The 10,221-nt window shown below is 29.5% G+C and carries 11 protein-coding genes, 1 pseudogene and 1 riboswitch; all 12 genes and pseudogenes read right to left on the reverse strand.

Translation table 11 applies throughout. The features are described from left to right. Positions 1-210, reverse strand: a pseudogene (locus RWS90_RS07150) (DNA repair protein RadA); the annotation flags it as partial. A 2-nt stretch (positions 211-212) separates the two neighbouring features. Beyond that, positions 213-2,687 carry an ATP-dependent Clp protease ATP-binding subunit gene (locus RWS90_RS07155; RefSeq protein WP_314550011.1) on the reverse strand — a complete coding sequence of 825 codons (2,475 nt, stop codon included), beginning with the start codon at positions 2,685-2,687 and terminating at the stop codon, positions 213-215. A gap of 4 nt (positions 2,688-2,691) precedes the next feature. Next, complete coding sequence (locus RWS90_RS07160; RefSeq protein WP_314550013.1) at positions 2,692-3,210, reverse strand: CtsR family transcriptional regulator; 519 nt, start codon at positions 3,208-3,210, stop codon at positions 2,692-2,694. 261 nt (positions 3,211-3,471) lie between these two features. Continuing rightward, a complete protein-coding gene (locus RWS90_RS07165; RefSeq protein WP_314550015.1) occupies positions 3,472-4,737 on the reverse strand; it encodes a nucleobase:cation symporter-2 family protein in 1,266 nt (421 codons plus the stop codon). Between the two features lie 136 nt (positions 4,738-4,873). Continuing rightward, a riboswitch (purine riboswitch) is annotated at positions 4,874-4,975 on the reverse strand. 108 nt (positions 4,976-5,083) lie between these two features. Continuing rightward, the gene (locus RWS90_RS07170) at positions 5,084-6,016 is read right to left on the reverse strand and encodes a dihydroorotate oxidase (RefSeq protein WP_314550017.1); all 933 of its coding nucleotides are present in this window, start codon (positions 6,014-6,016) and stop codon (positions 5,084-5,086) included. Positions 6,017-6,205: 189 nt separating this feature from the next. Continuing rightward, positions 6,206-6,583, reverse strand: coding sequence for a DUF302 domain-containing protein (locus tag RWS90_RS07175; RefSeq protein WP_314550019.1), 378 nt, complete (start codon positions 6,581-6,583; stop codon positions 6,206-6,208). Between the two features lie 133 nt (positions 6,584-6,716). Next, a complete protein-coding gene (locus RWS90_RS07180; RefSeq protein ID WP_314550020.1) occupies positions 6,717-7,763 on the reverse strand; it encodes an LLM class flavin-dependent oxidoreductase in 1,047 nt (348 codons plus the stop codon). A gap of 49 nt (positions 7,764-7,812) precedes the next feature. After that, positions 7,813-8,004: a hypothetical protein gene (locus RWS90_RS07185; protein WP_399541611.1), complete on the reverse strand. Its 192-nt coding sequence runs from the start codon at positions 8,002-8,004 to the stop codon at positions 7,813-7,815. A 136-nt stretch (positions 8,005-8,140) separates the two neighbouring features. After that, positions 8,141-8,323, reverse strand: coding sequence for a pyrimidine dimer DNA glycosylase/endonuclease V (locus RWS90_RS07875; RefSeq protein ID WP_399541609.1), 183 nt, complete (start codon positions 8,321-8,323; stop codon positions 8,141-8,143). Position 8,324: 1 nt separating this feature from the next. Beyond that, positions 8,325-8,711 (reverse strand): YbgA family protein, encoded by a 387-nt coding sequence (locus RWS90_RS07195; protein WP_314550024.1) that lies wholly within the window; start codon positions 8,709-8,711, stop codon positions 8,325-8,327. Positions 8,712-8,902: 191 nt separating this feature from the next. Beyond that, positions 8,903-9,643: a TraX family protein gene (locus RWS90_RS07200; protein WP_314550026.1), complete on the reverse strand. Its 741-nt coding sequence runs from the start codon at positions 9,641-9,643 to the stop codon at positions 8,903-8,905. Between the two features lie 504 nt (positions 9,644-10,147). Beyond that, positions 10,148-10,221, reverse strand: a 74-nt coding sequence (locus RWS90_RS07880) for a hypothetical protein (RefSeq protein WP_399541159.1), incomplete at its 5' end; no start/stop codon positions are given.

The following is a 10,221-nucleotide window of genomic DNA, read 5'->3' on the forward strand; positions in this document are numbered from 1 at the left end:
ATCCTGTGTAGAAACTGATTTTAATTTCCCAGCTTCTACACGTTCTGTATCATTTATCTTAACTTCAAACTCTGTATGCTTAGAAGCCTTTTTCGCTTCAACTACTTCTTCCATAGATGCCCACTTTTTACAACTCGGACACCTTCCCATATATTTCAAACTCTGATAACCACAGGCATTACATTCGTACTTTACACTAACCTTCGCCATAATTACCTCTTAGTTTTTTTCACAACGAATTGATCATTTTTGTAGTCAATATTGATAGTTCCAGTTAATTCAGGATTTCTTAATAATTCTTCACTCAATAAATCTTCAATATTTTTTTGAATACTACGTTTTAATGGACGAGCACCATATTCTTTTATGCTACCATCTTCTACAATTTTAGCCATTGCTTTTTTCGTAAGTTTAATAGTAATGTTTCTATCTTCTAATCGTTTAGATAAACCATCTATTAATAATTCAGAGATTTTTTCAAGTTCTTCTTTTTCAAGAGTCTTGAAGACAATAATATCATCTATTCTGTTTAGAAATTCTGGACGATATTGTTTTTTCAATGCTTCCATCATAGTATTTTGAACATTTTTGTAATCATTTTTAATTGATTCACTTCCACCAAAACCTACGAATTTTTGATCACTTAGTTCACTTACTCCAACATTTGAAGTCATAATTATAATAGTATTTTTGAAGTCCACTACACGACCTGAAGCATCAGTTAAACGTCCATCATCTAAAACTTGTAATAAAATATTAAATATTGATGGGTGGGCTTTTTCTATTTCATCGAATAATACTACTGAATATGGTTTTTGACGAACTTGTTCAGATAATTGTCCCGCTTCTTCATAACCTACATAACCTGGAGGAGCTCCTACAAGTCTACTAATTGAGTGTGGTTCCATATATTCACTCATGTCAATACGTATCATATTATCTTCAGAACTAAATAATGCTTCTGATAAACTTTTTGCAAGTTCTGTTTTACCTACTCCTGTAGGTCCTAAGAAAATAAAGCTTCCTATTGGTCTATTTGGTGCTTTAAAGCCACTTCTCGCTCTTCTAACTGCTTTAGCTAAACTAACAACTGCCTCATCTTGCCCAATAACACGCTTATGTAAAATCTCTTCTAATTTCAGAAGTCTCTCACTCTCAGTTTCTGTTAATTTTGTTACAGGTACACCAGTCCAAGCAGCAAGAACTTCTGCTACGTGATCAGAACTAATCTTAATTTTATCTTTAGATAAACTATCTTGCCAAGAGATTTTAAATTCTTCTATTTTGCTAATTATTTGATTTACTTCATCACGTTTTTTCGCAGCAATTTCAAATTCTTGATTAATTACCGCTCTATCTTTTTCTTTATTCAAGCGACTTAGTTCATCTTCATATTCTTTTAATTTTTCAGGAGATTTATAAAATCTTAATTTAACTTTTGAACATGCTTCATCTATTAAGTCTATCGCTTTATCTGGTAGACATCTATCAGTAATATAAGTAGTGCTTAATTTAACTGCCGCATCTAGCGCTTCATCTAATATTTCTACATTATGATGTTCTTCGTATTTAGGTCGTAATCCTTCTAATATTTTAATAGAATCTTCCGTACTCGGTTCTTCTACCTTAATCGGTTGAAATCTACGTTCTAATGCAGCATCTTTTTCAAAGTACTTTCTGTATTCTTCAGTTGTTGTCGCACCAATACATTGAATTAAACCACGAGATAAGGCGGGTTTTAGAATATTTGATGCATCTGCACTACCTTCTGTTCCTCCCGCACCAATAATTGTGTGAATTTCATCGATGAATAAGATAATATCTCCGGCATCTTCTATCTCAGCAATTATATTTTTCAATCTTTCCTCAAATTCACCACGATATTTAGTACCAGCTAATAATGTTCCCATATCAAGCACCATTACCCTTTTACCTAATAAATTACTTGGAACATTTTGAGATACTATTCTTTCAGCTAATCCTTCTACTATTGCAGTTTTACCTACCCCGGGTTCACCTATTAGCACTGGATTGTTTTTTGTACGTCTATTTAAAATTTCTATCATTCTAGTAATTTCTTTATCACGTGCTAAAACAGGGTCTAATTTATTATTGAATGCATCTTTAGTTAAATCTTTAGCTAAGGAATTTAAAGTTTTAGTTTTTGCTGAACTATCCTCCGGTGCTTCTAACTTTTTAAATCCATCAAATAATTTAGAAAGAAGTCCTTGACTTTGTTTTAATAATTCAAATAGTTCCGTAATTAACGCATCAACATTAACTCCTAGCTTGTCAGTCAATAAACGAACAGCAGTTCCTGTCTTCTCATTCAGCAAAGATAATAATAAGTGTTCACTAGTAACTACAAAACTAGATGTATCATCTGCAAACTGTTGACTTTTCTCTATAGTTCTAACAGCTCCATTCGTGTAGTCTATCTTCATTAATACATTTCTATAAAAATCTGTACCTTCTAATTCTGCTTCATAAAAGTCTACAACATTTTTTCTAAAATCATCATAATAAACACCGTATTTATTAAGTGTTTTACATGCTAATGTATTGTTCATACTAAGCATAGCTAATAATAAATGTTCAGTTCCAACAGCCTTTACACCAAAGTCATTCGCTTCTTCTTTCGCCGACGTCAGCACCATAAGGGCAGTTTCATTAAATCTTATGTACATAACCTTATCCTCTCTTATTATATTTTATATTAGTTAAAAATCTTATTGTTAAATCTTTTAAATTTGATTTTGTTTTAAAAATCATCTCTTCTATACTGTTTTCATCTATATGTTCTAAAAATTGATTGTGAACAGATGTTATTACTTCAACACTATCTATAAAATGATTATAGTCAAATTTATCTATATAATCTTTTTCAAGTAAAATTTTAGCTATTCTTATAGCTTCCTCTACCTCAATTATCTCATTATCTACCGTCTCAATTAAATAATCTATATAATCTTTATTTGTGTGCAAGGTTATTTTGGTTATTCTAATAAAACCTCCGCCCCCTCGTTTACTTTCAATTATAAATCCATGTTCGGGAGTAAATCTCGTTTTTATTACATAATTTAATTGGGATGGTACACAGTCAAATTTTTGTGCGACATTACTTCTTTTTATAATTATATGATCTTCTGAAGCTTCATTAAATAAGCTCATAATGTATTGTTCAAGAATATCTGTCATATTATTATTCATGAGGGCACCTCCTTCATTGACTAAAATTGACCTTTAATTAAATTATACTACACAAAAATTATTTTGTACATAAAAAACATTGATTATTAAGTATTTTAAATAAAAAAAGGAAGTGACTTAAAATCATAATTCTATAGAATTTGATTTTAAAAAGACACTTCCAATAATATTATTGATGAACTAGACTTTATTATAAAATTTTAAATTTCTAGTCAATTTAGTATCATTAAAGAAAACTTGATTTCTCTAAAAGATTCATTATTAATTACTATTTTCTTTTTTTGATTTTCTATTAAATATTAAATTCATTACAATTGCCACAACTGTTCCTAAAACAATACCACTATCAGTGAACATACGAACAAAACTTGGTAATTGTGCAAAAGCTGTTGGTACTGTTGTAACACCTAATCCTAATCCTACTGAACAAGCAATGATCATAAGATTTTCTTGTTTAGCAAAATCAGTATTTCCAAGCATCTTAACTCCATAAGCAAGAACCATACCAAACATACTTATCATAGCACCACCTAATACTGGTTGAGGTACAATTGTTGCTAAAGCACCTATTTTAGGTATAGATCCAAATACCAATAATAAAAGAACCATGACATACATTACTTTTTTACTCTTAACACCTGAAATCTGTACTAAACCTACGTTTTGTGAATAAGTCGTATAAGGAAAAGCATTAACTAATGATCCTATCATAACAGCTAATCCTTCTGCCAAGTAACCTCTTCTTAAATCAGGTTCTTTTACATCTTGATTACAAATATTTCCTAGGGCATAATACACTCCTGTTGATTCTATCATACTTACAATACCAACGATTGTAAATGTTAAAATCGCACTAATATTAAATTCAAAACCAGTAAATTTAAACGGCGTTGGATGTTGGAACCAACCAGCTTGAGAAACTTCAGAAAAACTTACCATTCCCATAAAACTAGCAATAATAGTACCTGATACTAAACCAAGTAATATTGCTATAGAATGTATAAAACCAGTTGTAAATTTATAAATAACTAAAATAATAGTAAGTGTTATACAAGCAAGTATAATATTTTTAGGATTACCAAAATCTTTAGACCCTTGTCCTCCCGCTATATAATTCATAGCCACAGGAACTAAAGTAATACCAATAATAGTCACAACACTACCAGTAACAACTGGAGGAAATAATTTGGCAACTTTAGCAAAAAATGGTGCTATAAGAACTACAACTAATCCAGAAACAAAAATTGCTCCATACATAGTTGCTAATCCTACACTATTACCAATTGCTATCATTGGTGCAACAGCCGTAAAAGTACAACCTAATACAACTGGCAATCCAATACCTGTAAATTTACCTCTATAAACTTGTAAAAATGTAGCAATCCCACACATAAAAATGTCAACTGAAACTAAATATGTTGTTTGTTCCGCTGTAAGTCCAAGACCTCCTGCTACTATAATCGGAACAATTACCGCTCCTGCGTACATAGCAAGAACATGCTGTAAACTTAAAATAAAAGTTTTCAAAATACTATTCTCCTTAGTTATATATTAATTTTGACAAATATAACTATATAAATACAAAAAATCACCTATAATTACTTATAGGCGATTTAAAATTCTACTACAAATAAATACTTTAAAAATTAATTCAAAGTAATAACATTATAATAAGATTGCCCATAGTCATCAAATTTACGGTCTGATGGTAGAAACTTGCAAGCCATATTCTTGCCTTTATATGTGCTATAATTTGTCTGTACATAATATAATATCAATTTTCATAAAAATTTTCAAGTATTTTATTACTTATTTTAGGTTTTTATTATTATATATACGTTTTTTAAAAATAATAATCACTATTTATTACAAGTTAATCTATAATTTTCAACTTACCTTTAAAGTCTTCTATTGTAGTATATCCTTTTTCTTTCATTACTTCTTCTAATTCTTTAGTAAGTCTAGTAAACACTGAAACTCCTTCTTTATGAAGAGTTGTTCCCACTTGCACTAAATCAGCACCACATAGAATGTGTTCAAACACATCTTTACCATTTATAACTCCACCTGTTCCAATAATTTTAATGCTAGAATTTAAGCGTTCTCTAAATGCACGAACATTCGCTAGAGCTGTTGGTTTAATATATTCTCCACCAAGTCCTCCAAAACCACCTTTTGGTTTGATAACTACTTGTTCTTTATCTAAATCAATATATAAACCATTCCCTACACTATTTACACTATTTACATACGTTAATGGATATTTATTTAAAATTTTAGCCATTGCATCAAAGTGGGCAATATCGAAATATGGAGGCAGCTTAACTCCAATAGGCTTCGTAAAGAATGTGAATACCTCAGCTAATAATTTATCAGTAAGTTCAAAATCATAAGCTATTTGAGGTTTCCCCGGCACATTTGGACATGATAAGTTAAACTCAGTAACTCCTTCATATTCACTCTCTTGAATTTTCTTTAGTAAACCAATATTCTCTTCATAACTCATACCAGTTACCGATAAAAACTGTAATTTTGCACCTGATCTTTGACGTTCAATAACATAATCTAAATAATAATCTAAACCATTATTCGGCAACCCCATTGAATTAATACTTCCCAGACTAGTATCATAATATCTAGGTTCAGGATTCCCTTCTCTATGATCACGAGTTGCTGTTTTTGTTACAAAAGCTCCAGCAGCACTTCCTGCTAATTCATCTAACTCCTCAGTTGTCATGCAGTGTACACCAGATGCATTCATTAGTGGATTAGATAATTCTACATCTAAAAAATTAGTTTTTAACATTTTTCATACCTCCTATGTATACTAGTAACAGTTTATCACAAAACACTCACAATAACCATTGATAACATTAGTCTAATACAAATCTATTTTTTCAAATAATTTTTCTACCATTCTGAGTTGTTTCTTACATTAATTTAATATTAAATAAACAGAATTCAGATTATTCTTCGCCAAATCCTTTTTTAAAAATTAAGCATCAATATAGCTAATAATATCCAAATACAAATTATCCATTTTTGGTAAAATGTCTTTTATTCTATCAGAATGTTCTTCTTTTAACCAAGAAGTAGGTTTTTCATATAATACTTCTGTCTTATCTTCTCTCTTAATCAGTAGCAATTTCAGCGGTAGGTTAAAACTTAGATATAAGTCATCTTGCATTAGTAATGTTCCTACTTTAGGATTTCCAAAAACTATGTATTGAATATCTTCTAATTCTAAATCTACATTTTTAGCATATTCACCTTGATTAATATTTAAAAACTGATGAATATTATTTTTTTCTAAATATTCATCTACTCTTGATTTCACATTGACAAATTCTTCATTAATTAGATATTTTTCCATAATTTACCTCTTTTTTAACTATTTTAAGTTTATTTGATTTCATAATACACTAATTATCTACTTTTGTCATCAATTTAGTTTTCAAGAACATTATAAGTTTTTAAGAAGTTATATTTCTAGATTCTCCGATAGGCTATCCATTAATCTCATCAATCACTTCTTTTAACAGTACATATGAGTAATGTTGAGCTTGTTCATCATAGATATATGAATTTATCATTAACTCATCAAATTCTACCCTACGTTTTAAACCTAAAATTTGATTTTTTACAGTTTCCTTATTACCTATAAATGAAATTTTTGTCATCTGAGCAACAACAGATTTCTCATGATCAACTATCTCATCATGTTCAAATGCAATTGGACCAAAATGTGGTACCTTAGTAGTAGCGATATAATTTTTCCAAACCGCTTCTTCTGATTGTACCGGAGGCATCATACCTTGAGGATTGCTAGTTATTATATTTAAAAATGATTGAATCTGAGTTGTTGATAATCTTTTTGCTTCTTCATCGGTATCTGCAACAACTGCATTAGCACCTAAAATTACATACGGCTCACTTAAAACTTCTGATGGTTTAAAGTAATGTCTATAAATTGCTACTGCATTTTCCATCATAGCTGGGGCAAAATGCGATGCAAATGAATAAGGTAATCCAAGTTCAGCAGCGACATAGGCACTATCTGTACTTGAACCTAGTATGTATAGTGGTACGTCAAGCCCTGCAGCTGGATATGCATGAACAGGTCTCGTATCTTTAAAATACCCAGATAACTCCACGACTTCTTTTTTAAAATCCATCTCTCTATTTGTATTTCTTCTAATAGCTCGCGCAGTGTTATAATCAGTGCCCGGTGCACGCCCTAAACCTAAATCAACTCTACCTGGATAAAGAGTCTCCAAAGTGCCATATTGCTCTGCAACTATATATGGACTATGATTAGGTAACATTACTCCACCTGATCCTACTCTAATATTTTTTGTATTATCTAATGTACGTTGTATTAGTAATTGTGTCGCACTACTTGCTACACTTTTTGTATTATGATGTTCTGCAACCCAATATCTTTCATATCCTAGTTCATCAGCCTTCTTTGCCAATTTAACCATTGCATCAATAGCATCTTTAAAATTCTGCCCCTGTCTTAATGGAGCTAAATTTAAAATTGAAATTTTCATTGTTGTCTCCTTACTTATTTTCTATCAATATTTTAATATGAATATATAGCTAGATAAAAATATCCTTTTGAGCTAAATTCTCAATACACTCATCATAGTATGACTTATCGTGTTCTTTATAAATTGGTTTATTGATTTTATATTCTTTTAGATCGTTGTGAGGAGCACAAATTTTTCCTCTGTAATTTTTATCTAGCCATTCTTTACTAACATTATATCCTCTACTCTTCATTTCCTGCATGATTAATTCATGATACTTGAAAAGGAAAAATGGAGCTGACCAAAAAGTCCTAAACTTCAACAAAGTTCATATGAGAACTCATAGACGCAGTAGTTTATTGATATCTAAATTCGCTTTATAAAAGCTTTTTAGATCTCTAATAAACTGTGCGGGGGTGACTCAACAAAATCGATTTCTTCAAATACGATTTTTGAGTCACTCCCACCCTTGCATGCTTCTTACCCCAACCATTTCCTCTTAATACACAGCATTCTCTATGTTGTCCTAAAAGTTGTTGCCTTGGTAGTTTTGATATAAGTTCTTCATGCCAAAGTCTCATCTTATCCTCCATTGATAAAAGTAGATTCTTCTAAATATTTATTTGGATATTTCTTTAGAAGATGTTTTACTTCTTTTATCAAATCTTCTATTTTATATTTATTATTATGATATTCTTCAATCATTTCAAAAAAATAATCTTTTTCTTCTTTTGTCGCAAATTTTTTAAAATATCCCCAAACATGATGTAGCGCGTTCGTTACTTGTCCTTTATCTTCAGGTAAACTTACAGCTTGTTTTATAAACTCATTCACTTTAACTATGGATACTTCTTCTTGCTTTAAATATGTTCTAATTTCTAAGTATATTTTACTTGAATGACTTAAAATAAGATATTTATTTTTTGCCCATAACTTTTGGCATTGAAGTCTTTCTTCTTTACTATTCATTTTATCCTTTCGAAAACAGTTTATTTTTAATATCCATATTATATTATATCTTATACTTTTTTACTACATATTGATATCGTACTGTATAAAAAGTTCCTTATTAAGTTTTATCTTAATAAGGAACCTCTATATTAGTTTTCGTTGTATTAAATTTAACCATGTTCTTTTGATTTGCTACGTCCACACTAATTCTAAAAAACCAATGGTATATTTCCGTATAATATAATTCTAAAAATACCTATAATTGCCAAATGTATTGGATAATAATAGTAGAAGAACCACTTAGAACCAATATGCTTACCTCTAGTTCCATCATATCTCATTAATAATGGTAATGAAAGTAAAGTTGCAAACTGTAATACTCCATAAAATACATCTATAAAGATAATATAAATAGCTGCATAAACACTTATCCAGATAATATAGTCAAATACTTGTTGTTTTTTATTACCTCTATGATTATATAAAAAGAATGGCATTATTAAAGCTATTGAAGACCAATCCGCTACAAATGTTAATAAACAGAAAACAATAATTGCTAAAATCTTTAATGCGTTACTTATCTTCTCACTTCTAAAGATTGCGATTAATAAAACCGACATCGCTAATGGGAATAAGACACTTGTTTTATTAAATATACTTCCTGCCATAATATTAAACGGTATACCTAAACCAAAACAAAAAGCAAAGTGGCTGATAACAGCAAAGCTCATAATTCTAAAGAAATACTTTTTAATATCTTTTGTATAATAACATCCTTCTGCGATAAAATACCACATAATCGGTGCTGTTAAACGTCCTACTATGTGCATAAGTACTGGTATTGTTTCTTTAACTAAACCTGGATATAATAGCCATGCTAAATGATCAATTGTCATAGCAATTATAGCTATATATTTTAACTGAGTTCCATCAAACTTTAAATTCTTCATTTTTTTCCTTTCTATACTATTTTTTTATTTAAAAATAGTAATCATTATATTACTCATGAATTTGGGATAATGAGAATATTCTACACTAAGACATATATTATCATATTAATATGCTTTATACAATTATTTATCTAAACTTCTTAAATTCAGCTACTTCAAACTTACCTCAATTAAACAATTTTATTTGTTAATAATAAAAAATCGAAGTTAATTTCTTAACTTCGAATTTTTACTATTACTCAATATCCCTAGAGTAATAAAGTTTGATGTAATAATAGTCATACATTTAATGCATTAATACTATTATTTTCCCCTATACTACCTTAACCATATTATACACCTTTTACAGTTTTTGTGCAACCATTTCATAAAAATAGTACACTTCACTTTATATTATTACTTTAAATATTATAGATTTAAATCATATAATTAATAAAATATGAATAATATACACATAAAAAAGCAAGGTGAAAATCACCTTGCTTTATGTATTTCAATATGAAATTATTTAACGATAGATGTAACAACACCTGAACCTACAGTACGTCCACCTTCACGAATTGAGAAACGAGTTCCTT

It is taken from the genome of uncultured Gemella sp., assembly GCF_963529685.1.
Lineage (GTDB): Bacteria > Bacillota > Bacilli > Staphylococcales > Gemellaceae > Gemella.